Below are 22,696 nucleotides of genomic sequence, written 5' to 3'. Positions count from 1 at the left end.
ACAAGTCGGCGCGGTGAGTTCCGGTGATCGGCGGATCGCCGCGGTCTGTGACGAAACGCGCACATCAGGCCGGGGAACTGACGGGTCGTAGCCCTTCGAGCAGGGAGTCCACGATCTGTTCCGCGAGGCCCTCGGGCAGGTCGGCGTCGGGCCGCATCACGGTGCGGACCAGCATCGGGCCGACGAAGAGGTCGTTCAGCAGGTCCACGTCGACGTCGGTGCGCAGTTCGCCGTTCTCCTGCCCCCGGCGCAGGATCTCGATCTGCAGCCTGCGCCGGGGCTCGACGACGGTGGCGTGGTAGGCGCACCAGATCTTCGGGCTGCTCTTCATCTGGGCGTAGACGTTGTGCAGGATCGCCGAGGAGCGGCTGACCAGTCCGCGCCGCCGCAACTGCTCCAGCAGGGCCACGAGGTCGTCGCGCAGGGAGGTGCCGGGCAGCGCGGGGTCGGCCGGTTCGGCCGCGCGCACCACGTCGACGAAGAGTTCCTCCTTGCCGCTCCAGCGGCGGTAGATGGTGGCCTTGCCGACACCCGCGGTGCGGGCGATGCGCTCGATGGAGAGTTCGGCGAGCGGCACGCCCTCCTCCAGGAGCTTCATCACGCCCTCCATGATGGCGCGCTCCACCGCTTCGCTCCGGGGTCGTCCCCGGACGGGAAGCTCGGAAGCGGCTCGGCTGTCGGCGAGGCTCACTGGGTCCGTCCTTTCGTCGCACTGAGGAGATTGTCCTACCGGGCGCTCGACCCCCCGTAGAGAACTGCTGTCCCCCCGTCGCGAAACTGCTCGCCCCCGTCGAGCCCTACTCGACCGCCGCCACCAACTCCTGCTCCTCCTCGCCCTCCTGCGGGGCGGCCGGCCGGCCCGGCAGGAACACGGCCACCACGACGGCGCCGATCAGCGCGACCACGGTGCCGCAGAGCGCGGTGACGTGCATGGCGTGCAGGAAGGCGTCGTTGGCCGGGCCGACCAGGGCCTCGCCGCGCGGGCCGAGCCTGGCGGCGACACCGAGGGTGGCCTCGATGGACTCGCCCGCGGTGTCCCGCAGGGCGGCCGGAAGCAGGCCGAGCTTGTCCTCGATGCCGTCGCGGTACGCCGCGGACAGCACCGAGCCGAGGACGGCGATGCCGAGGGCGCCGCCGACCTGGCGGAAGGTGTTGCTGAGCGCGGACGCCGAGCCGGCCTTCTCGCGCGGCAGGGCCTGCATGATCATCACGCTGGTCGGCGTCATGATGTGCGCCATGCCGGTGCCCATCAGGAAGAAGACGACCTCGAGCACCCAGATCGGCGTGTCCGCCTCGAGGCCGGCGAAGGCGGCCAGCATGCCGGCCAGGAGGACCAGGCCGGCCGTGGTGGTGGCCTTGTTGCCGAAGCGCTCGACGACCAGCCGGGCGCGCGGCGCGAAGATCATCTGCGCGGCGGCCAGCGGCAGCATCAGCAGGCCGGACTGCAGCGGCGAGTAGCCGCGCACGCTCTGGGTGTAGAAGACCGAGAAGAACGTCACGCCCATCAGCGCGAAGAAGACCAGCGCGATGGCGGTCATGGCGGCCGAGAAGACCTTGTTCTTGAAGTACGTCACGTCCAGGGACGGGTGGTCGCTGCGCCGCTCGAAGACCACGAACGCGGCGAGCACGACCAGACCCGAGAGGGTGGTCGCCAGCACGGTCGGGTTGGTGAAGTCGGCGAGCTCGCCGCCCTTGATGATGCCGTAGACGAGCAGGACCAGACCGACGACGGACAGGACGACGCCCACCGGGTCGACGCGGCCGGGCCGGGGGTCGCGGGAGTCGGGCACCAGCCAGACCATCAGCGCGAGCGCGAGGAGCACGATCGGCACGTTGATGAGGAAGACCGAGCCCCACCAGAAGTGGTCCAGGAGCAGACCGCCGGTGATCGGCCCTATGGCGATGGCGAGGCCGACGCCGCCGGCCCAGATGCCGATGGCCTTGGGCTGCTCGTCACGCTCGAAGACGTTCATCAGCACGGCGAGGGTGGCCGGCATGACGAAGGCGGCGCCGAGGGCCATCAGGGCGCGGAAGGCGATCAGCTGGGCCGGCGAGCCGGACTCGGCGGCCAGCGCGGAGCCGGCGCCGAAGATCACCAGACCGCCCAGCAGGACCTTCTTGCGGCCCACCCGGTCGCCGATGAGGCCCGCCGTGAACAGCAGGCCCGCGAAGACCAGGGTGTAGGCGTTTATCGCCCACTCCAGCTCGCTCTGCGTGGCTCCCAGTCCGACCGGCGCCGGGGTGGAGATCGTCTTGATGGCGACGTTCAGGATCGAGTTGTCGAGCACCACGATCAGCAGGCTCAGCATCAGGACGCCCAGGATCGCCCAGCGGCGCCGGTGCACCGCTTCCGGAATCCGGGAGGCAGGGGCGGCAGGAGTAGTCATGTTCACCAGCCTAGGCCATTTCCGATACGAGACCGTCTCGTATCGGAAATCCTTTACCGAGACCTTACACACCGAACCGTCACACACCGAACCGCCCGGCACCTCCGCACGACACGGGGACCGCCCGGGACGGCACGGGACTCCCACCGGGATCACACCGGGATCACACGGGGGTCCTCTGGCCCTGTCCGGCACGAGGTGCCACCATGGAGGGGATCCGGGGACGCCGTCAGGGCGCCTCGAGATGACTGAAGGAGCCGTAGCATGACGCAGCTTTCGGCTGCCCAGAAGCCCTCCGACGGCAGCAAGGCGCTGTACGGGGGCAAGGGCACGCGCCGCATCACGGTCCGCGACATCGCCGCCGCCAAGGAGCGCGGCGAGAAGTGGCCCATGCTCACCGCCTACGACGCGATGACCGCCTCCGTCTTCGACGAGGCCGGCATCCCGGTGATCCTGGTCGGCGACTCCGCCGGCAACTGCCATCTCGGGTACGAGTCGACGGTGCCCGTCACGCTCGACGAGATGACCATGCTGTCCGCCGCCGTGGTGCGCGGCACCAGCCGCTCCCTCGTCGTGGGCGACCTGCCCTTCGGCTCCTACCAGGAGGGCCCGGTGCAGGCGCTGCGCTCGGCGACCCGGCTGGTGAAGGAGGCCGGCGTAGGCGCCGTCAAGCTGGAGGGCGGCGAGCGCTCGCACGAGCAGATCCGGCTGCTGGTGGAGTCCGGCATCCCGGTGATGGCCCACATCGGCCTCACCCCGCAGTCGGTCAACGCCATGGGCTACCGCGTCCAGGGCCGCGGCGAGGAGGCGGCCGCGCAGTTGCTGCGCGACGCGAAGGCCGTGCAGGACGCGGGCGCCTTCGCGGTCGTGCTGGAGCTGGTGCCGGCCGAGCTCGCGGCCGAGGTGACGCGGGTGCTGCACATCCCCACGGTCGGGATCGGCGCCGGCCCGGACACCGACGCGCAGGTGCTGGTGTGGACCGACATGCTCGGGCTGACCGGCGGGCGGGTGCCGAAGTTCGTGAAGAAGTACGCCGACCTGCGCCAGGTCATGGGCAGCGCGGTGAAGGAGTTCGCCGAGGACGTCGTAGGCGGGACGTTCCCGCTGGAGGAGCACTCCGTCCACTGAGGTTTGCGCCAAGCCACTGCCGCACCACGGACAGCCCGCCGATCTTCCCCCGTCGGCGGGCTGTCCCGTTGTCTGGGGTGGCCGTCCCCCGGGGGCTGCGCCCCCGGACCCCCGTCGGCCTGAGCGGCCTCGTCCTCAAGCGCCGGACGGGCTGGATGGCGAGCTGTCGGTGTCTTGTCGGTGGGTGTCGGTGGTGTCGGTGGTCTGTCGGTGGTCTGTCGGTGGTCTGTCGGTGGTGGCTGACACCTTCGGGGCATGACGCGAATCGACAAGAACCCCGGCGGCGCGGACGGCGTCGTGACCGTGCGGGGGCTGGCCAAGCACTACGGCGGGACCAGGGCGCTGGACGGGGTGGACCTGGACGTGCGCGAGGGCACCGTGATGGGGGTGCTCGGGCCGAACGGGGCCGGCAAGACCACCCTCGTGCGGATCCTCTCCACCCTGCTGTCCCCGGACGCCGGACGGGCCACCGTGGCCGGCTACGACGTCGTACGGCAGCCCCGGCAGCTGCGCCGGGTGATCGGGCTGACCGGCCAGTACGCCTCCGTCGACGAGAAGCTCCCCGGCTGGGAGAACCTGTACATGATCGGCCGGCTGCTGGACCTGTCACGCAGGGACGCCCGCGCCCGCGCCGACGCGCTGCTGGAGCGGTTCTCCCTGACCGAGGCGGCCCGGCGGCCGGCGAGCACCTACTCCGGTGGTATGCGGCGGCGGCTCGACCTCGCCGCCTCGATGATCGGACGGCCCGCCGTGCTCTTCCTCGACGAGCCGACGACCGGACTCGACCCCCGGACCCGCAACGAGGTGTGGGACGAGGTCAAGGCCATGGTCGGGGACGGGGTGACCGTCCTGCTCACCACGCAGTACATGGAGGAGGCCGAGCAGCTGGCCTCCGAGCTGACCGTGGTCGACCGCGGCAGGGTCGTCGCGGGCGGCGGCATCGAGGAGCTGAAGGCTCGGGTCGGCGGGCGCTCTCTGCGCGTACGGCCGGCCGACCCGCTCCAGCTGCGTCCGCTGGCCGGGATGCTCGACGAGCTGGGCATTACCGGGCTGGCCACCACCACGGTCGACGCGGCCACCGGCTCCCTGCTGGTTCCGGTGCTCAGCGACGAGCAGCTGACCGCCGCGGTCGGCGCGGTCACCGCACGCGGCATCACCCTCTCCTCCATCACCACCGAACTGCCCAGCCTGGACGAGGTGTTCCTGTCCCTCACCGGCCACCGCGCCAGTGCCCCGCAGGACGCCCAACCCGCCGACGCCCGCGAGGAGGTCGCCGTATGAGCGCCGTCACCACATCCCCGGACCACCTGTCCGACCCGCGCATCCCGCTGCGCGCCCATCTGCGCCACACCGGGGCGCTCATCCGCCGCAATCTGCTGTGGATCCGGCAGGACCCGGAGTCGATGTTCGACGCGCTGCTGATGCCGATCGTCTTCACCCTGCTCTTCGTCTACGTCTTCGGCGGCTCGATCGGGCAGGCGCTGGGCGGCGGACAGGAGCGCTACGTGCAGTACGTCATCCCCGGCATGCTGGCGATGATGAGCATGACGCTGTCGCAGGGCGTCGGCACGGGCTTCAGCCAGGACTTCAACAGCGGTGTCATGGACCGTTTCCGGTCGCTGCCGATCGGGCGCGGCTCGGTGCTGTTCGCGAAGGTCGCGGTGGAGCTGGCGCGCATGCTGTTCGCGACGGCGGTGCTGATGGTCGTCGCCGTCCTGGTCGGCTTCCACATCACCCACTGGGCCGGTCTGTTCGCCACCGTGGGCCTGTCCGCGCTGTTCGCCTCCTCGATCATGTGGGTGTTCCTGACCCTCGGTGTCGTCCTGAAGAACGCCCAGTCCGTGCAGGCGATGGGGTTCCTGGTGCTGTTCCCGCTGCAGTTCGGCTCGTCGATCTTCGCGCCGACCAAGTCGATGCCGGGCTGGCTGCGGCACTTCACCGACTACAACCCGCTGTCCACGCTCGCGGACTCGGCACGCGGCCTGATGACCGGCGGCCCGGTCGCGCACGACCTGTGGGTGACCCTCGTCTGGTCGGTGCTGATCACGGCGGTGATGGCGCCGGTGGCGATCCACAAGTTCCGTACCAAGAGCTGACGTTCGGGTACGTCCTCGTCGTGACGCGTCAGAGGAGGGCGGCGGCCTCCCGCACGGAGAGGCCGCCGCCCTCCGCGTGGGCGGTCTCGTAGGCGTCGTCGCCGAGGACGGCCCGGACGCCCCGCACGGCCCGGTCGCGGACGTGGCGTTCCAGCGCGGTGGGGTGGTGGCGCGGCGGCAGCAGGGCGTCGGCGGCGCCGACGCAGCGCGCGGCGTCCCGGGCTCGGCCGCCCTCGTCCAGGCCGGCCAGGGCCACGGCGGCGATGGTCAGGTAGGCGGAGCGCATGGCGGGCGCGATGGCCTCGGACAGCGGGTCCTGGGCCCGTTCGAGCGCCCGGCGGGCCTTGTCGAGGGCGTCCTCGTGGCGCCCGTCGGCCGCGTCCAGCCAGGCTTCGGCGCCGAGGATGAAGCCGTCGAAGACGACGAAGTGGGCGATGGTGAAGTCCTCGCGCAGCAGCCGCAGGTGCTCGCGGCCCTCGGCGACGCGGCCGGTCATGCCCATCCGGCAGGCGAGGACGACCCGGGCGAGGGGCATCGCCTCGTTGTGTCCGCCGTCCCCCCGGTCGATCACCCCGCGCAGGATCGCCTCCCCCCGCTCGGTCTCGCCCGCCTCCAGCAGGGCGCTGCCGAGGCGGGCGCTGAGGACGTTCACCTGGGCGTGGGCGCCGAGGCGTTCCGCGTGCTCCACGGCGGCCTCGTAGTCGGCGGCGGCCGGCAGGTACCGGCCGGTCCGCTCCAGTGCCTCGCCCCGTGCGGAGAGTGCCTCGGCGGTGCCCCAGGCGTCGCCGAGGCGGCGGAAGATCTCCAGCGACTCCTCGGCGTCCCGGGCGGCGTCACCGGCCCAGTCGGTGCGGTTGGCCAGCAGGTTGGCCCGGAACTGGAGGGCGTTGGCCAGTTCGTGCTCGAACGCGGGGTTGCCGCGGCAGGTGCGGACGGCGGCGTCGACGACCGTGCGGAGCCGTTCCATGTCGCCGGTGAGCATCACGGCGAAGATCCACACCATGCCGGGGCTGCGGCAGGTCTGCGGGAGACCGGGCTCGTACACCTCGGTGATGACGCGCAGCTTCTCCTTGGCCTCGGGCCGTTCCCAGGCGTCCAGTTCGGTGTCCATGCAGGCGAGGTGGGCCAGATGGAGGCCGCGCCGGGCCTCGGCGAGCACCTCGCCGGTCATCGGCGGCGGGCTGTCCGTGCACCGCTGCCACACCGGGGCGGCGCGGCGGACCGGCTCGGTGAAGGGATCGGGCCCGAGGGCCATGACCTCGGCGCACCAGGTGCGGGCCTCGATGCGCACGTCCCGCATCTGCCAGTACACGACCAGGGACAGGACCAGGCACAGCGCCTCCTGCTCGTCACGCTCGGCGATGGCGTGCCGCAGGGCGGTGCGCAGGTTCTCGTACTCGAGCTCGAACCGTCCGACGGCGGCACGCTGCCGGGGTCCGCGCAGCAACGGGTCGGTGGTGCGGGCGAGTTCGCGGTAGTACGTCAGGTGGGCGCGCTCGGCCTCCCTGCGGCCGCCGGCCTCGTCGAGCCGTTCGCCGGCGTACTCGGCGACGGTCTCCAGGAGCCGGTAGCGCATCTCGCCGTCCGGCGCGGGGGCGGCCGTCACGAGGGACTTGTCGACGAGGGAGCCGAGGGCGTCGAAGGCGGCCGGTCCGCACACGGCCTCGGCGGCGGCGAGGCCGCAGCCGCCCGCGAAGACGGACAGCCGGCGCAGGACGTCCCGTTCGTCCTCGTCGAGCAGGTCCCAGGACCAGTCGACCACGGCCCGCAGGGTCTGCTGGCGGGGCAGGACGGTGCGGCTGCCGGAGGTGAGGAGGCGGAAGCGGTCGTCGAGGCGTTCGGCGATCTGGCGCGGGGTCAGCATCCGCAGCCGGGCGGCGGCGAGTTCGATGGCCAGCGGCAGGCCGTCCAGACGGCGGCAGATCTCGGCGCAGGCGGCCGCGGTGTCGTCGTCGGCGTCGACGCGGAATCCGGGCCGTACGGCCGCTCCCCGGTCGGCGAACAGCCGCAGCGCCACGGGGTCGGGCAGCGGCTCCACCGGCCGCAGCACCTCCCCGGGCACCCCGAGGGGTTCGCGGCTGGTGGCGAGCACGGTGAGGTGGGGGCAGCGGGCGAGCAGTTCCTCGGCCAGGCGGGCCGCCGCGCCGACGACGTGCTCGCAGTTGTCGAGGAGGATCAGCATCCGGCGCCGGGAGCAGTGCTCGACGAGCCGCTCGACGGGGCTGTCGTGCCGGTCGGCGACCGCGGCCCGCATCTCCTCGGCACCGGCGCCGTAGAGCACGGTCTCGCGGGCGCCGACGGCGGTGAGCACGGCCTCGGGTACGGCGTCCGGGTCGTCGACGGGAGCGAGCTCGGCCAGCCACACCCCGTCCCGCGGCGCGGGCCGGACGGCGTCGGCGGCCTCCTGCGACAGCCGGGTCTTCCCGGCCCCGCCCGGCCCGAGCAGGGTCACCAGCCGGGCGCCGACGAGGTCGGCCAGGATCGAGTCGATGTCGGCCTCCCGGCCGACGAACGAGGTGAGCCGGGCCCGCAGGTTGCCGGGGGACGGAGAGTCGCCGGCGGGAAGAGCCCCCTGGCCGCTTTCACCCCGCCCGTCGACGGACGCACCGGCGTCTGAGGCGGAACCCGTCACGGCCCGCTGAAGATCGCCGCGGACCCATGCTGCGGTGGGCACGCGCGAACCGTCGCCGCCCGCCTCGGACGGGGCCGGTCCCCCGGCCGCACGGCGCGCATCGAACGGAGCCGGTCCTCCAGGCGCACGGCCCGCGTCCCGGCCGCCGGGGACACGGCCTGCCTCACGCGCGGCCTCCGGCGCCCCCGCACCGCCCGGCGGCACGGCGTCCGTACGGCGCTCCCCCGGCGCAGGTGCGCCGAAGCCGTGCTCGCCCGGCACGTCCGAGCCGGCCGGCACGCCCGACCCGGCCGGCACGCCCCACCCGCCGGACCCGCTCGGTTCACCCGGCGCATTCGCCGCCTTCGGCTCAGACGGCACTCTCGACCCGCCCGGCACGCCGGACCCACCCGGCACCCCCGACCTGCCCGACCCACCGGGCACGCCCGACCTGCTCGACCCACCGGGCACGCCCGACCCGCCCGGCACATCCGGGTCGCCTGGCACGTTCGACCCACCAAGCACGCTCGACCCACCCGGCACGTTCGGCCCGCCCGGCCCGCCCGGCTCGCGTGTGTGCAGCAACTCCCGGTGCAGGGCGCGCAGTTCCGGGCCCGGGTCCGAGCCGAGGCGGTCCGCGAGGAGGCGGCGCAGGCGCTCGTACGCCGCCAGCGCCTCGGCCGTGCGGCCCGTGTCGCGCAGGGCGCTCAGGCGGAGGCACTGGAGGGGCTCGTCCAGGGGGTGGGTGCCACAGAGGGCGGTCAGCTCGGGCAGGGCCCGGTCGGCGCGGCCGAGGGCGAGGTCGGCGGTGAGCCGGGCGCGGCGCGCGTCCAGACGGCGGGTCTCCCAGCGGGCCGCCTCGGCGGTGCGGTCGGGCAGGTCGGCGAGGGCCGGGCCGCGCCACAGGGCGAGGGCGTCGTCGAGGGCGGCCGCCGCCTTGGCCGGGTCGCCGTCGGACAGCGCCCGCACGCCCTCGCCGGCCAGCCGCTCGAAGCGGTGCAGGTCGATGTCGTCGGCCGCGGCGGTGAGCCGGTAGCCGCCCTCGGCGGAGGCGACCGCGTCCGCGCCGAGCGCCCGGCGCAGCCGCCCGACCAGTGCCTGCAGGGCGCCCGTGGCGTCGGTGGGCGGGTCGCCGTCCCACACCTCGTCGACGAGGAAGCGCACCGGGACCGTACGGCCGGCCCGCAGGGCGAGCACGGTCAGCAGGGCACGCAGCCGCGCCCCGCCGACCGGGACGACGGTGCCGTCGGGACGGAGCGCCTGGGTGGTGCCGAGGATGCCGTAACGCACGGGAGCCATTGTCCCCGGGAACGCCGGGTCATCTCCTCCGGGTTTCCCGGTCTCCCCGGTCACGGGCGCACGACCGGCAGGAACCTCCAGCCCTCCACGGGACGTTCCCCCCACATCACCGGTACGGTCGACCCCGCCCCTCCGACCCACACCTCCAGGAGCCGTCCCGTATGACCAGCGTCACCAGCCGCCACAGCGACCGGCGGATCAGTCCCGTCTTCGTCGGGATCCTGGCCGTCACGGCGGTCACGGGATGGGCCACCTGGACCGGGTTCGCCCAGCAGCCGGGCGTGGCCGTCTTCCTCTTCGTGACGGCGGCCTGGATCGTCTCCCTGTGCCTGCACGAGTACGCGCACGCGCGCACCGCGCTGCACAGCGGCGACATCTCAGTCGGCGCCAAGGGCTACCTCACGCTGAACCCGCTGAAGTACACGCACGCCCTGCTGAGCATCGTGCTGCCCGTGCTGTTCCTGATCATGGGCGGGATCGGTCTGCCCGGCGGGGCGGTGTTCATCGAGGACCACCGGATCCGGGGCCGCTGGCGGCACAGTGTGATCTCGGCCGCGGGCCCGCTGACGAACGTGCTGTTCGCGGCGGTGTGCACGGCCCCGTTCTGGCTCGGCACGATGGACGACGTGCCCGCCGGCTTCCGGTACGCCCTCGCCTTCCTGGCGCTGCTCCAGGTCTCCGCCGCGATCCTGAACTTCCTGCCGGTGCCCGGCCTGGACGGCTACGGCGTGATCGAGCCCTGGCTGCCGTACAGCGTCAAGCGGCAGGTGGAGCCGTTCGCGCCGTTCGGCCTGCTGTTCGTCTTCGCGCTGCTGTGGGTGCCGTCGGTCAACGGCGCGTTCTTCGACGCGGTCGACGCGGTCCTGCGCGCGCTCGGGGTGAGTGACTTCGCGAGCTACTGCGGCCAGTCGCTGTACCGGGTCTGGAATGCGGCCCCGGACTTCTGCTCGGTCAGCCGGTGACCGACCGGTCGCGGGCTGCCCGGCCGCGGCGGACGTAGTACCAGGCCATGTTGGAGGACAGGCCCGCCAGCAGGACCCACACGATCCCCAGCCAGCTGCCCCGCACGAAGGAGACGACGGCCGCGGCCACGGAGAGCACGCAGACGATCAGGGCGTAGAGGGCGAGGCGCCGGGTCGGACCGGTCGTGGGCAGGGGAGGCATGGTCGGCTCCTGTCGGGGACACTGCTCGGAACGTCGCCGACCAGTGTCCCCCATCAGGTCATACGTCCGTGATGCGGAGTCCCGCGTGCGCCTTGTACCGGCGGTTGACGGAGATCAGGTTGGCGACCAGCGACTCCACCTGGTGGGCGTTGCGCAGCCGCCCGGCGAAGATGCCGCGCATCCCGGGGATGCGCCCGGCCAGCGCCTGGATCGTCTCGACGTCGGCCCGCTCCTCGCCGAGGACCATGACGTCGGTGTCGATCTCGTCGACCTCCGGGTCCTGGAGCAGCACCGCGGACAGGTGGTGGAAGGCGGCGGTCACCCGCGAGTCGGGCAGCAGCGCGGCGGCCTGCTCGGCGGCGCTGCCCTCCTCGGGCTTGAGGGCGTAGGCGCCCTTCTTGTCGAAGCCGAGCGGGTTGACGCAGTCCACGACGAGCTTGCCGGCGAGTTCCTCGCGCAGGGACTCCAGGGTCTTGCCGTGACCCTCCCAGGGCACGGCGACGATCACGATGTCGCTGCGCCGGGCGGTCTCGGCGTTGTCGGCGCCCTCGACGCCGTGGCCGATCTCCTCGGCAGCGGCCCGGGCGCGCTCGGCGGCGCGGGAGCCGATGATCACCTTCTGGCCGGCCCGGGCGAGGCGGTAGGCGAGGCCCTTGCCCTGCGGGCCGGTGCCGCCGAGCACGCCGACGACGAGCCCGGAGACGTCGGGGAGGTCCCACGGGTCCTTGGCGGGGGCCTTCGCGGGCTGCTGTGCACTGTCGCTGGAGGTCATGGGCCGACTCTACGTCCGTCCCGGCACGCCGACCGGTCCAGGGACTCCCTTTCGGATCTTGCCGTGGGCCGCGGCAGCGGCCACCCGCCGGAAGGTGATCGTCCGATACGGCCGGTCGTCCCCGGGTCGGGCGAATTCGGGGTGAACTCCACGTCACTCCTGCCCGGTTGCGGCAGGATGCGCTCGTATGGACGCCGTACGGGTCGCGTTGCTGCGCGAAGTGCTTGCCGGGACCGAGTGGCTGGGGGCCACCCGGCGGTTCGCCGGGGTGCTGCGGGGGTCCGTGGTGTCGCACGGCGGCGGGCTGCTGCTGGTCGGCACGCCCCGGTACGAGCCGTGGCACCTGGCGGCGCATCTCGTGGACGAGGCCGCCTGGTCGGGCACCCCGGAGCTGGCGCCGACGCTGGTACGGCACGGGGCGCGCCCCTCGGATCCGGCGCACCTGGCGGTCGGTCTCGGCCGGCTGGAGGCGGCCCGGCGTGGCGAGACGCTGCTGGTGGTCGCGCCGGACGGTCCGGGCGGCTGTCTGTGCGAGCGGATCCACGACGCCCGGCGGGCCGGGGCCACGGTGCTCGCCCTCGGCCCCGGTGACCGGGACCTGGCGGCGCTGGCCCACGAGTCACTGGCCGTGCCGGACGGCTCCGAGCTGGACCTGGACACCGTGCAGCACCTGGTCAGCGCGGCCGCCGGGGAGAACGCGCTGCCCGCGCCAAGGGGACGCGGCCGCCTCCGCGACCGCCTCTCCCGCCTGGCCGACTCCCTGACGGCCCCACCCCCGGCCCGCTGGTGACCCGCCGCGCGGCACGGTCACGTGGCGCGCGGCGGGCCGATCAGTCGTCGTCGGTGCTGCCGCCCGCCGGGGCGTCGTGCCAGCGGGGGTCGGTCTCCCATTCGACGTTGCGCTCGCGGGCGGTCTCCATCGCGTGCTGGGCCTCCGTACGGGAGGTGTACGGGCCGAACCGGTCCTTGGCGGGACACTCGGGTCCCTCCTCGACCTTCTTGTGCTCCAGGCAGTAGTACCACTCGCCCGGCTTTCCGGCGGTCCGCTTCTTGAACAGGGCCATGACCAGCTCCTCTCGCCAGGGACATGTTCCCCCATCGCCCCTGGATAGACTCGCTGACATGTCTGGCCAGTCGCTGCTCGTCCCGGGGGAACTGTCCCCCACCCGTTCCGTGCCCGGAAACATCCGCCGCCCCGAGTACGTCGGCCGGCCCGCGCCGAAGCCGTACACCGGGCCGGAGGTGCAGACGCCGGAGACCGTCGAGGCGATGCGGGTCGCCGGGCGGATCGCCGCGCAGGCGATGGAGGAGGCCGCCCGGCACATCGCGCCGGGTGTGACGACGGACGAGCTGGACCGGGTGGCGCACGAGTTCATGTGCGACCACGGCGCCTACCCCTCGACGCTCGGCTACCGGGGCTTCCCCAAGTCGCTGTGCACCTCCGTCAACGAGGTGATCTGCCACGGCATCCCGGACTCGACCGTGCTGCGGGACGGCGACATCGTCAACCTCGACGTGACCGCGTACATCGGCGGGGTGCACGGTGACAACAACGCCACCTACCTGGTCGGCGAGGTGGACGAGGAGAGCCGGCTGCTGGTCGAGCGCACCCGCGAGGCCCTCCACCGCGCGATCAAGGCGGTCCGGCCGGGCCGGCAGATCAACATCATCGGCCGGGTCATCGAGTCGTACGCCAAGCGCTTCGGATACGGCGTGGTGCGGGACTTCACCGGACACGGCATCAACTCGTCGTTCCACTCCGGCCTGATCGTCCCGCACTACGACAGCCCGCACGCGACGACGGTCATCCAGCCCGGGATGACCTTCACGATCGAGCCGATGCTGACGCTCGGCACCCACGAGTACGACGTCTGGGACGACGGCTGGACGGTCGTCACCAAGGACCGCAGGCGCACGGCGCAGTTCGAGCACACGCTGGTGGTGACGGACTCGGGGGCGGAGATCCTCACGCTGCCGTAGGCCGGTGCGCCCGCGACCGTCCCGGGATAGGATTTACCGACAGTATGTCGGCAACCTCATCGACCGGGAGAGCGCATGGCCCCCTTCTCCGCGGCCGTCCGGGCCGCCTCGCAGGAGCAGCACCGGGCGGCGGAGGCCTCGCCGTTCCTGGGCGACCTGCTCGGCGGCCGGCTCGGCGTCGAGGCCTTCGCGCGCTACACCGAGCAGCTCTGGTTCGTCTACGAGGCGCTGGAGATCGGCGCCGGGCCGCTGGCGTCGGACCCGGTGGCCGGGCCGTTCATACGGCCGGAGCTGATGCGCCTGGCGGCCCTGGAGCGGGATCTGGCCCACCTGCGGGGCCCCGGCTGGCGCTCGACCCTCGACGCGCTGCCGGCGACCCGGGTGTACGCGGACCGGATCGCGGAGTGCGCCCGCGCCTGGCCGGCCGGCTACGTCGCCCATCACTACACCCGCTACCTCGGGGACCTCTCCGGCGGCCAGATCATCCGCGACCGGGCGGAGCGGACCTGGGGGTTCCCGCGCAAGGGCGACGGGGTCCGCTTCTACGTCTTCGACCGGATCGACAGTCCGGCCGCGTTCAAGCGCGACTACCGGCACCGGCTGGACGAGGTCCGGGCGGACGACCTGGAGCGGCAGCGGATGGTCGCGGAGTGCCAGCGGTCCTTCGCGATGAACAGCGCCGTGCTCGCCGAACTCGGCGAGGAGTTCCCGCTGAGCGCGTAGCGGACCCCGGGCGGGAGCGCTTCCGCCGTGTGCGACCCACCGCGACCCGCTTCGGCCGGGTGCAACCCGGTTCGACCTGATGTGACGACGCGCCTAACGCTCCAGGACGACCCGTCCGCCGACCTCCACCCAGCCGCCCGGCTGCGGTGCCGTCAGGATCTGCGAGCCGGCGCCCTGGGTGATGTTGAGGGCGCGGCCCAGTTGTTCGGTGAGCAGCAGGGCGGCCGCGCCCGTCGCCTCGTCCTCGTCGATGCCGTCGTCGCGGCCCGGGAAGGCGCGGGCGCGCACCCGCCCGGCGGGCTCGTCCTCCCAGGCCCAGGCATACAGCCATTCGCCGGACGGGGGCACGGCCAGCGCGTCGACCTCGGCGGCCGTCGCGTAGCGGCGCAGGGTGCGCGGCGGCACCCACTCCGCCCGTGCCTCGATCCAGGAGAACTCCCCGTCGAGGCGGGCGCCGGCCACCCCGGCGGGCGTCACCACCTCGGGCACGTCCAGCAGCCAGGCCGCGCCCACGCAGGGGTGACCGGCGAAGGGCAGGCGCAGGGTGGGGGTGTAGATGTCGATGACACCGCGCTCGGGGTCGTCGACGAACACCGTCTCGCTGAAGCCGAGCTTCGCCGCGAGCTCCTGGCGTTCGTCCCGCTCCGGGACCGCAGAGCCGTCGCGGACGACGCCGAGCTCGTTGCCGTAGCCGCCCCGCGGTCCGCAGAACACGCGCAGCACGTCGTAGTCAGTCACCCGGAAATTGAAGCACCGGCGCCACCCGGGACGCTCCCTTGACTCCCCCTTTACCTACTCTTGGTGTCTACTTTCCCCTGTCGCGATCAAGCCGTGTCTGTGAGCTTTCCGTGCGAGCTGAATCACGGAGGGGGTGGGTTCCAGTGAGGTAAGCCTCAGGTAACTTAGGAAAGCCTCACCGAACCGTTCTCGTCTGGAGCCTGCATGCGAGCCGTCCGACTCTCCGTCGTCACCGCCGCCGCCACCGCGGCCGCCCTGACCTCCCTGACGGCCTGCACGCAGAAGAGCACGGCCGGGGACGGCGACCACGTGATCAACGTGACCGCGACCGACGACGCCTGCGAGGTGTCCAAGAAGCAGTTCCCGGCCGGCCACATAGAGCTCGACATCGAGAACAAGGGCTCGAAGGTCACCGAGGTCTACGTCCTCTTCCCGGACGACCGGGTCGTCGCCGAGCGCGAGAACATCGGTCCCGGCACCCGGCAGAAGGTCACCGCCGAGGTGAAGGCGGGCTCCTACCGGATCGCCTGCAAGCCCGGCATGAAGGGCAAGGGCATCCGCCAGGACGTCCGGGCGACCGGCGGCTCGACGGCCAAGCGCAACCCGGCGCTGGACAAGGCCGTCGCCGGCTACCGCGCCTATGTGCAGACGCAGGCCGACGAGACCCTGCCCCGGGTCGAGACCTTCACCAAGGCGGTCCAGGCCGGCGACCTCGAGGCCGCGAAGAAGGCGTACGCGCCCTCGCGGCTGGGCTGGGAGCGCACCGAGCCGGTCGCCGAGTCCTTCGGCGACATCGACCCGAAGGTCGACGTCCGCGAGGACGGCCTGGAGGGCGGCCAGAAGTGGACCGGCTGGCACCGCCTGGAGAAGGCGCTGTGGCAGGACAAGAAGATCGGCGCCGAGGAGAAGACCCTCGCCGGCCAGTTGGTCACCGACCTGAAGGACTGGCAGAAGCGGGTCGCCACCGCCGAGATCACCCCGACCTCCATGGCCAACGGTGCCAAGGAACTCCTCGACGAGGTCGCCACCGGCAAGGTCACCGGCGAGGAGGAGGCCTACTCGCACACCGACCTGGTCGACTTCAAGGGCAACGTCGAGGGCGCCCAGAAGGCCTACGAGCTGCTGAAGCCGGCGGCGCAGGCCAACGACCCGGCGCTGACCAAGGAGCTCGACAAGCAGTTCGCGGCGCTTGAGGCGCTGCTCGACAAGTACCGCGCCGGCAAGACGTCGTACGAGTTCGTCTCCTACGACAAGGTCGGCCAGGACGACCGCAAGGAGCTCTCGGACGCGGTGAACGCGCTCGCCGAGCCGCTGTCCAAGCTCGCCGCCACCGTCGTGAAGTGAGGGGACGCACGACCATGACGGACACCCAGGAAGCCACCACCGACAGCAAGCCCGCGAAGGCGCCCTCCCGGCGCGCCCTGATCGGCTGGGGCGGGGCCGGGCTCGCGCTCGGCGCCGCCGCGGCCGGTGGCGCGGCGGCGATGACCCGCGCCGGCCAGGACGCCGACCCGGTCGCCGCCGAGACGGGCGCCGCGGTGGAGTTCCACGGCGCGCACCAGGCCGGCATCGCCACCCCCGTGCAGGACCGGCTGCACTTCGCCGCGTTCGACGTGAAGACCGAGGACCGCGCCGAGTTCGTGCGGATGCTGAAGGAGTGGACGGCGGCCGCGCGGCGGATGACCGCCGGGAAGGCGGTCGGCGAGGGCGCGTACGGCGGGCTCGCCGAGGCGCCGCCGGACGACACCGGCGAGGCGCTCGGGCTCCGGCCGTCCCGGCTGACGCTGACCATCGGCTTCGGTCCGTCGCTGTTCGACAAGTTCGGGCTGGCGGACAAGCGGCCCGCGGCGCTGGTGGACCTGCCCAAGTTCCCCGGCGACAACCTGGACCGCTCGCGCACCGGCGGCTACCTGTGCGTGCAGGCCTGCGCGGACGACCCGCAGGTCGCCGTGCACGCGATCCGCAACCTGGCCCGCATCGGCTTCGGCAAGGTCGCCGTCCGCTGGTCCCAGCTCGGCTTCGGCAAGACCTCGTCCACGACCCCGCACGCCCAGACCCCGCGCAACCTCTTCGGGTTCAAGGACGGCACCCGCAACATCGCGGGCACCGAGCCGGACCGGCTGAGGAAGTTCGTGTGGGTGGGCGACGGCGACGGGCCGGACTGGATGACCGGAGGGTCGTACCTGGTCGCCCGGCGCATCCGCATGAACATCGAGACCTGGGACCGGACCTCGCTGCAGGAGCAGGAGGACGTCTTCGGCCGGGACAAGGGCGAGGGCGCCGCGGTCGGCAGGGCCAAGGAGCACGACGCGCCGTTCCTGAAGGCGATGAAGCCCGACGCGCACGTCCGGCTCGCGCACCCCGACTCCAACGACGGCATCACCATCCTGCGCCGGGGCTACTCCTTCACCGACGGCACCGACGGCCTCGGCCGCCTGGACGCCGGTCTGTTCTTCCTGGCCTACCAGCGCGACGTGCGCAAGGGATTCATCCCGCTCCAGCGCAGGCTGGCGGCGCACGACGCACTCAACGAGTACATCCAGCACGTGGGTTCGGCGGTCTTCGCGGTCCCGCCCGGCGTCCGTGACGCGGGCGACTGGTGGGGACGTACGCTGCTGTCCGAGGAGGCGTAGTCCGTGTTCTCCAACTATCTGATCGGTCTGCGCGAGGGGCTGGAGGCCAGCCTCGTCGTGTGCATCCTGATCGCCTACCTGGTCAAGACCGGCCGGCGCGACGCGCTCAAGCCCATCTGGGCCGGCATCACCATCGCCGTCGCCATCGCCATGGGCTTCGGCTGCGTCCTCGAATTCGGCTCGCAGGAGCTGACGTTCGAGGCGCAGGAGGCGCTCGGCGGCTCCCTGTCGATCGTCGCGGTCGGCCTGGTGACGTGGATGGTGTTCTGGATGCGGCGCACCGCCCGGCACCTGAAGTCCGAACTGCACGGCCGGCTCGACGCCGCCCTGGCGATGGGCACGGGCGCGCTCGTGGCCACGGCGTTCCTCGCCGTGGGCCGTGAGGGCCTGGAGACCGCCCTGTTCGTGTGGGCGTCGGTGCACGCGGCCTCCGACGGCACCCCGCGCCCGCTGATCGGGGTGGCGCTGGGCCTGGCCACCGCGGTCCTGCTGGGCTGGCTGTTCTACCGCGGCGCCCTGAGGATCAACCTCGCCAAGTTCTTCACCTGGACCGGCGCCATGCTGGTCGTGGTCGCGGCGGGCGTGCTCGCGTACGGCGTGCACGACCTCCAGGAGGCCGGCTGGATCCCGGGTCTGGGCAGCCTGGCCTTCGACATCAGCGACACCGTCCCGCCGGACAGCTGGTACGGCACCCTGCTGAAGGGCGTGTTCAACTTCCAGCCCGACCCGACGGTCCTCCAGGCCACCGTGTGGCTGGTGTACCTGGTCCCGACGCTGGCGCTGTTCTTCGCGCCGGCCGGTTCGGGCGCCGGGAAGCGGCAGCCGTCCACTCCCCCGGTGCACGACAAGGTCTGACGGGCCGTCCGGGGCGGTCGACGTGACGACGGCCCGGTCGGACTGGGTCGGTCGACGTGACGACGGCCCGGGCGCCGCCCTGGTCGGTCACGGTAAAGGGAACCCGGCACTCGCGTGCCTTCCCGCCCCGGTAGGGTTCGCCTCCGGGAAGCGGAAGGTGAAGGTAGCTGATGAGCAGGGTTCGCGGCTCTCGCAGGCTTCGCAGGCTCGGGCGGAAGGCGGTCCTGGCGGCCTCGGTGGCCGCCCTGGCGTGGACGGCGAGCGGGTGCGTGGTGGTGCACGGGGAACGCGAGGTGCTCCCGGCCGCCACCCGCGCGGAGGCCGAGAAGGCGCTCGGCCGGTTCACCGCCGCCTACAACGAGGCCGACAAGGCCTACGACGCCTCCCTGGACGCCCGCCACGTCACCGGGGCGCTCGCCGCCATCGACGCGGCCCGGCTGAAGGCCGGGCACGCCAACCACCCGGACGGCAACCCCGCGCACACGCCGCTGGAGCTGACCGACGCGAGGTTCACCATCCCCAAGAAGGCCGGCTGGCCGCGCTGGTTCCTCGCCGACGCCCGCGGCAACAAGGGCGGTGACGCGCGCTGGCTGCTGGTGTTCACCCGCGGCGGTCTCGCCGAGCCGTGGCGGGTGGCGTATCTGACGCTGGTGGCGCCCGGCGACGTACCGCGGTTCCGGCAGGACGCCGACGGCTGGGCCGAGGCCGTGCCCGCGGACTCCGCCGACGTGGCGGTCGCGCCGGGCGAGCTGAGCCGGGACTACGCGAGGTATCTGAGGAGCGGCGGGAACACCTTCACGGCGGGCCCGCACACCACCGGGTGGCGCACGGCGCGCGAGAAGGGCGCCACCCGGCCGGGTCTGGCCACGCAGTACATCGACGAGCCTCTGACGAGCGGCGACTACGCCCCGCTGGCCCTGCGCACCGCGGACGGCGGCGCGCTGGTGTTCTTCACCACGCACCACTACCAGAAGCAGACGGCCGCCGCGGGGGCCTCCGTGCCCGCGCAGAACAAGGACGTGCAGGCGCTGACCACCGGCGAGGTCAAGCAGTCGCTGACGATGGAGTTCGTCTCCAACGAGGTCGCGCTCGACCCGGGCCGGACCGCGGGCGGACCGCAGGTGTCGATGCTGGGGCGCGTCCAGGGGCTGACGGCGGCGCGGGGCGAGTAGCGCCGGGGCGAGGAGCGCACGCACGCCGCCCGGCCGCGGCTGAGCCGGTGGCGCCCAGGCCTCGCCCGAACTCCGCGGGGGTGAGTTGCGCCCGCACCCCGCCCAGGCCACGCGGCAGCAGGTAGCGCCAGTGTCCCGTCCGAGGCCCGCGGGGCGAGTGGGGCTCGTACCTCTCCGGGTAGCGCAGGGCCGGTGGCGCCGGTGTCCCGTCCGAGGCCCGCGGGGCGGGGCTCAGCGCCGCAGCGGCCAGGCCGAGCCCGCGTGGTCGGGCTCCTCGCCGGTGTGGCGGGCGCAGGCGTCGGTGAGGTCCTCCAGCAGGCTCAGCGGGTCGGGCAGTGCGTGCTCCGGGCCGCGCAGCCAGCGCACCCGCCGGCCGTCGTCGCCGGGCAGCCGGGCGGGCGGCACCAGGACGTAGGAGCCGCGGCAGTGCCAGCGCAGTCCCGGGTGCTCGTCCATCGTCTCCGGGTGGCAGTCCAGCTCGCACGGCCACCACTCGTCCTCGTCCTCGGGGGTGCCGCGGGTGAGGGTGAAGAACAGCATGCGGCCGTCGTCGCTCTCGGCCACCGGGCCGACCTCGACGCCGGCGGCGAGCAGCCGCGCGAGGGCCACCCGGCCGGCCTCCAGGGGGACGTCGAGGACGTCGTGCACCATGCCGGTCGCGGTGATGAAGTTGGCCTGTGGCTGGTTCCGGGCCCAGCGCTCGATCTGCGCGCGGTCGGTCGTGGACTGCGTCTGCCAGGCGAAGGACACCGGGTGCCGGGCGGGCGTGGGACAGCCGACGCGGTCGCAGGAGCAGCGGTAGCCGGCCGCCGGGTGCGCGGCGGGGGCCAGCGGCAGGCCCGCGGCCGCCGCGGCCAGCAGCAGTGCCTCCCGGCCGCCGTCGCCGGCGGTCTCCTTCGGGCGTCGCCCCCGCAGCCACTGGGAGAGCCTGCCCTGCCGGCCGGTGCGTCCGCCGAACTCCGCGCTCATCTATCCCCTCGCCTCGCTGCTGTGGTCACCATGCCCCATGGTCCCACCATCCTGCGCCCCCGGGGTCCGGAGCCCGGATCCGGGGTCCCCCGAAGGCGCCGGGGTCGCCGCGCGCGGCGACCCGGCCCGGCGCACCATGGGCACCAGACGCAGCACGCACCACTCACCACGCAGCACGCAGCACGCAGCACGCAGCACGCAGCCCACCCACCCACGACAACCTGCGGTACGTCCCCCGCAGCTCTGCGGCACCCGAGGAGCCCGCCTTGGCCCGTTCCCGCCGCGCCACACCCCGGCGCTATCTGATGTGCCCACCCGCGCACTACGACGTGACGTACTCCATCAACCCGTGGATGGACCCGGCCAAGCCGGTCGACTGTGCGCTGGCCCTCGCCCAGTGGGAGCATCTGCGCGAGGTGCACCGGTCGCTCGGCCACACCGTGGAGGAGCTGCCCTGCGAGCCCGGCCTGCCCGACATGGTGTTCACGGCGAACGGCGCCACGGTGGTCGACGGCCGGGTGTTCGGCGCCCGGTTCGCGCACCCGGAGCGGGAGCCGGAGGCCGAGGCCCACCTGGAGTGGTTCGCGGCGAACGGCTTCACCCACCTGCACGTGCCCGTGCACATCAACGAGGGCGAGGGCGACTTCGCGGTCACCGCCTCCTACGTGCTGGCGGGCCGGGGCTTTCGCACCAACCCGCTCTCGCACGGCGAGGCGCAGGAGTTCTTCGGCCGCCCGGTGATCGGCCTGGAACTGGTCGACCCCCGCTTCTACCACCTCGACCTGGCGCTCGCGGTGCTCGACGACGCGGCGGACGAGATCGCGTACTACCCGGCCGCCTTCTCCCCCGGCAGCCGGGAGGTGCTGCGGCGGCTCTTCCCCGGGGCGCTGGTCGCGACCGACGACGACGCCGCCGCGTTCGGCCTGAACGCGGTCTCCGACGGCCTGCGCGTGGTGCTGCCGCAGGCGGCGGCAGGACTGTGCGAAGCCCTGCGGGAACGGGGCTTCGAGCCGGTCGGCGTGGATGTGAGCGAACTCGTCAAGGGCGGCGGCGCCGTGAAGTGCTGCTCCCAGGAGCTACGCGTCTGAGGCTTCGGGCGGCCACCGGTCGCCCCAGTCGGTGTCCCGGGCCGTCTTGTACAGGTCGCCGTGGCGTTTGGTGACCGTCCGGCGGCTCAGCCGCTCGTCGGCCTCGCACAGGTCGAGGAGGACCTGGCCCTTGCGGATCTGGGGGCGCCGGACGACCCGGGCGGGGGCCGGCGACACCGGGAAGCGGGTGGCGGCGACGTAGCTGAACTTCTCGTCCTCGTAGGGCAGGGAGCCGCCCTTGACCTGCCGGTGCAGGGAGGAGCGGCTCACCCGCGCCGAGAAGTGGCACCAGTCCGTGCCGGGCACGATGGGGCAGGCGGCGCTGTGCGGGCAGGGCGCGGCGACCTGGAAGCCTGCCCCCAGCAGACGGTCGCGGGCCTCGATGACGCGGGCGTAGCCGTCGGGCGTGCCCGGCTCGACGACCACCACGGCCTGGGCGGCGGCCGCGGCCGCGTCGACCACGGCGGCGCGGTCGTCCCCGGTCAGCTCGCCGAGGACGTAGGAGACGGTGACGAGGTCGGTCGGGTCGAGGGCGAGCGCCGTGCCGATCCGGGCGCGCTGCCAGCGGGCCTCCCGCAGCGCCGGGTTGGCCTCGGCGATCTCCCGGCCGAGCGCCAGCGCGGGTTCGGCCCAGTCGAGCACCGTCACCGGACGCGGGCCGTCCCAGGTGGCGCTGACGGCCCAGGTGGCGGCGCCGGTCCCGCCGCCGACGTCCACATGGCCGGCGGGCCGCCATCCGGGGGCCGCGGCGGCGAACGCCGCCAGGGCAGCGCGTACGGCCTCGAAGGTGGCCGGCATCCGGTACGCGGCGTACGCGGCCACGTCCGCGCGGTCGCGCAGGATGGGGGCGTCGGTGGGGGTGCTCCCCCGGTAGTTGGCGATCAGCCGCTCGACGGCGCCCGCGGCCTGCCGGGGCGGGAGCCCGTCGAGCAGACCGGCGAGGGCGGCGCGAAGGGACTCGGCCGGGGACAGGGGGACGTTCACCCGCCGATTCTATGAGCCGCCGGGCACCCCACCGGACGCACCACCGCTCCCGCGGACGTCGGCCCCGGCGACACCGCCGCGACACCGGCGACCGCCC

The 22,696-nt window shown here is 73.2% G+C and carries 21 protein-coding genes; 12 read left to right on the top strand and 9 right to left on the bottom strand.

The features are described from left to right. Positions 1 to 64: 64 nt before the first annotated feature. Positions 65 to 691, bottom strand: coding sequence for a TetR/AcrR family transcriptional regulator (locus ACIQ9G_RS03240; protein ID WP_356188417.1), 627 nt, complete (start codon positions 689 to 691; stop codon positions 65 to 67). Positions 692 to 797: 106 nt separating this feature from the next. Further along, a complete protein-coding gene (locus tag ACIQ9G_RS03235; protein ID WP_403605474.1) occupies positions 798 to 2,387 on the bottom strand; it encodes an MFS transporter in 1,590 nt (529 codons plus the stop codon). A 264-nt stretch (positions 2,388 to 2,651) separates the two neighbouring features. On the opposite strand from ACIQ9G_RS03235, the gene panB reads away from it, so the two are divergent. The 3 genes from panB (at position 2,652) to ACIQ9G_RS03220 (ending at position 5,611) form a co-directional block, all read left to right on the top strand. Beyond that, positions 2,652 to 3,515 carry a 3-methyl-2-oxobutanoate hydroxymethyltransferase gene (panB, locus tag ACIQ9G_RS03230; RefSeq protein WP_403605471.1) on the top strand — a complete coding sequence of 288 codons (864 nt, stop codon included), beginning with the start codon at positions 2,652 to 2,654 and terminating at the stop codon, positions 3,513 to 3,515. A 255-nt stretch (positions 3,516 to 3,770) separates the two neighbouring features. Beyond that, positions 3,771 to 4,796 (top strand): ATP-binding cassette domain-containing protein, encoded by a 1,026-nt coding sequence (locus ACIQ9G_RS03225; RefSeq protein WP_403605468.1) that lies wholly within the window; start codon positions 3,771 to 3,773, stop codon positions 4,794 to 4,796. After that, on the top strand, positions 4,793 to 5,611 hold the full coding sequence (locus tag ACIQ9G_RS03220) for an ABC transporter permease (RefSeq protein ID WP_403605465.1): 819 nt from the start codon (positions 4,793 to 4,795) through the stop codon (positions 5,609 to 5,611). The genes ACIQ9G_RS03225 and ACIQ9G_RS03220 overlap by 4 nt, the downstream gene beginning before the upstream one ends. Positions 5,612 to 5,639: 28 nt before the next feature. Here the strand turns inward: ACIQ9G_RS03220 and ACIQ9G_RS03215 are convergent, their stop codons facing one another. Beyond that, positions 5,640 to 9,521 carry an AfsR/SARP family transcriptional regulator gene (locus ACIQ9G_RS03215; protein WP_403605462.1) on the bottom strand — a complete coding sequence of 1,294 codons (3,882 nt, stop codon included), beginning with the start codon at positions 9,519 to 9,521 and terminating at the stop codon, positions 5,640 to 5,642. Between the two features lie 161 nt (positions 9,522 to 9,682). On the opposite strand from ACIQ9G_RS03215, the gene ACIQ9G_RS03210 reads away from it, so the two are divergent. After that, positions 9,683 to 10,483, top strand: a complete 801-nt coding sequence (locus ACIQ9G_RS03210; RefSeq protein WP_403605459.1) for a site-2 protease family protein — start codon at positions 9,683 to 9,685, stop codon at positions 10,481 to 10,483. Here ACIQ9G_RS03210 and ACIQ9G_RS03205 read toward each other — a convergent pair. Continuing rightward, positions 10,473 to 10,739, bottom strand: a complete 267-nt coding sequence (locus ACIQ9G_RS03205; RefSeq protein ID WP_403605456.1) for a hypothetical protein — start codon at positions 10,737 to 10,739, stop codon at positions 10,473 to 10,475. The two genes, ACIQ9G_RS03210 and ACIQ9G_RS03205, sit on opposite strands and share 11 nt — an antisense overlap. A 4-nt stretch (positions 10,740 to 10,743) precedes the next feature. Continuing rightward, positions 10,744 to 11,457, bottom strand: a complete 714-nt coding sequence (npdG, locus tag ACIQ9G_RS03200) for an NADPH-dependent F420 reductase (RefSeq protein ID WP_403605453.1) — start codon at positions 11,455 to 11,457, stop codon at positions 10,744 to 10,746. 187 nt (positions 11,458 to 11,644) lie between these two features. On the opposite strand from npdG, the gene ACIQ9G_RS03195 reads away from it, so the two are divergent. Next, positions 11,645 to 12,247, top strand: coding sequence for a hypothetical protein (locus tag ACIQ9G_RS03195; RefSeq protein ID WP_392195423.1), 603 nt, complete (start codon positions 11,645 to 11,647; stop codon positions 12,245 to 12,247). A 40-nt stretch (positions 12,248 to 12,287) separates the two neighbouring features. Here the strand turns inward: ACIQ9G_RS03195 and ACIQ9G_RS03190 are convergent, their stop codons facing one another. After that, positions 12,288 to 12,521 carry a hypothetical protein gene (locus ACIQ9G_RS03190; RefSeq protein WP_403605450.1) on the bottom strand — a complete coding sequence of 78 codons (234 nt, stop codon included), beginning with the start codon at positions 12,519 to 12,521 and terminating at the stop codon, positions 12,288 to 12,290. Between the two features lie 58 nt (positions 12,522 to 12,579). Between ACIQ9G_RS03190 and map the strand changes: the two genes are divergently transcribed. After that, a complete protein-coding gene (gene map / locus ACIQ9G_RS03185) occupies positions 12,580 to 13,437 on the top strand; it encodes a type I methionyl aminopeptidase (protein WP_403605447.1) in 858 nt (285 codons plus the stop codon). Between the two features lie 75 nt (positions 13,438 to 13,512). After that, positions 13,513 to 14,160, top strand: a complete 648-nt coding sequence (locus tag ACIQ9G_RS03180) for a heme oxygenase (biliverdin-producing) (RefSeq protein ID WP_403605444.1) — start codon at positions 13,513 to 13,515, stop codon at positions 14,158 to 14,160. 93 nt (positions 14,161 to 14,253) lie between these two features. Here ACIQ9G_RS03180 and ACIQ9G_RS03175 read toward each other — a convergent pair whose 3' ends face one another. Beyond that, positions 14,254 to 14,898: a PhzF family phenazine biosynthesis protein gene (locus tag ACIQ9G_RS03175; RefSeq protein ID WP_403605441.1), complete on the bottom strand. Its 645-nt coding sequence runs from the start codon at positions 14,896 to 14,898 to the stop codon at positions 14,254 to 14,256. Between the two features lie 204 nt (positions 14,899 to 15,102). Here ACIQ9G_RS03175 and efeO point away from each other — a divergent pair, with 204 nt between their 5' ends. The 4 genes from efeO (at position 15,103) to ACIQ9G_RS03155 (ending at position 19,558) form a co-directional block, all read left to right on the top strand. Then, positions 15,103 to 16,242 carry an iron uptake system protein EfeO gene (efeO, locus tag ACIQ9G_RS03170; protein WP_403605438.1) on the top strand — a complete coding sequence of 380 codons (1,140 nt, stop codon included), beginning with the start codon at positions 15,103 to 15,105 and terminating at the stop codon, positions 16,240 to 16,242. A gap of 14 nt (positions 16,243 to 16,256) precedes the next feature. Then, complete coding sequence (gene efeB, locus ACIQ9G_RS03165) at positions 16,257 to 17,531, top strand: iron uptake transporter deferrochelatase/peroxidase subunit (protein WP_403605436.1); 1,275 nt, start codon at positions 16,257 to 16,259, stop codon at positions 17,529 to 17,531. Between the two features lie 3 nt (positions 17,532 to 17,534). Beyond that, a complete protein-coding gene (gene efeU / locus ACIQ9G_RS03160) occupies positions 17,535 to 18,386 on the top strand; it encodes an iron uptake transporter permease EfeU (RefSeq protein WP_403605433.1) in 852 nt (283 codons plus the stop codon). Between the two features lie 170 nt (positions 18,387 to 18,556). Further along, entirely contained in the window at positions 18,557 to 19,558 is a 1,002-nt protein-coding gene (locus ACIQ9G_RS03155) for a hypothetical protein (protein WP_403605430.1), read from the top strand. A 231-nt stretch (positions 19,559 to 19,789) separates the two neighbouring features. Here the strand turns inward: ACIQ9G_RS03155 and ACIQ9G_RS03150 are convergent, their stop codons facing one another. After that, positions 19,790 to 20,527, bottom strand: coding sequence for a bifunctional DNA primase/polymerase (locus tag ACIQ9G_RS03150; RefSeq protein WP_403605427.1), 738 nt, complete (start codon positions 20,525 to 20,527; stop codon positions 19,790 to 19,792). 266 nt (positions 20,528 to 20,793) lie between these two features. Between ACIQ9G_RS03150 and ddaH the strand changes: the two genes are divergently transcribed. Next, positions 20,794 to 21,615 carry a dimethylargininase gene (gene ddaH, locus ACIQ9G_RS03145; RefSeq protein WP_403605424.1) on the top strand — a complete coding sequence of 274 codons (822 nt, stop codon included), beginning with the start codon at positions 20,794 to 20,796 and terminating at the stop codon, positions 21,613 to 21,615. Here the strand turns inward: ddaH and ACIQ9G_RS03140 are convergent. Beyond that, a complete protein-coding gene (locus ACIQ9G_RS03140; protein WP_403605421.1) occupies positions 21,604 to 22,599 on the bottom strand; it encodes a small ribosomal subunit Rsm22 family protein in 996 nt (331 codons plus the stop codon). The two genes, ddaH and ACIQ9G_RS03140, sit on opposite strands and share 12 nt — an antisense overlap. Positions 22,600 to 22,696 lie beyond the last annotated feature (97 nt).

It is taken from the genome of Streptomyces sp. NPDC096152 (genome assembly GCF_044763235.1).
Lineage (GTDB): Bacteria > Actinomycetota > Actinomycetes > Streptomycetales > Streptomycetaceae > Streptomyces.
The sequence above is the reverse complement of the archived record's forward strand: the minus strand, read 5'-3'. Positions and strand labels throughout refer to the sequence as shown.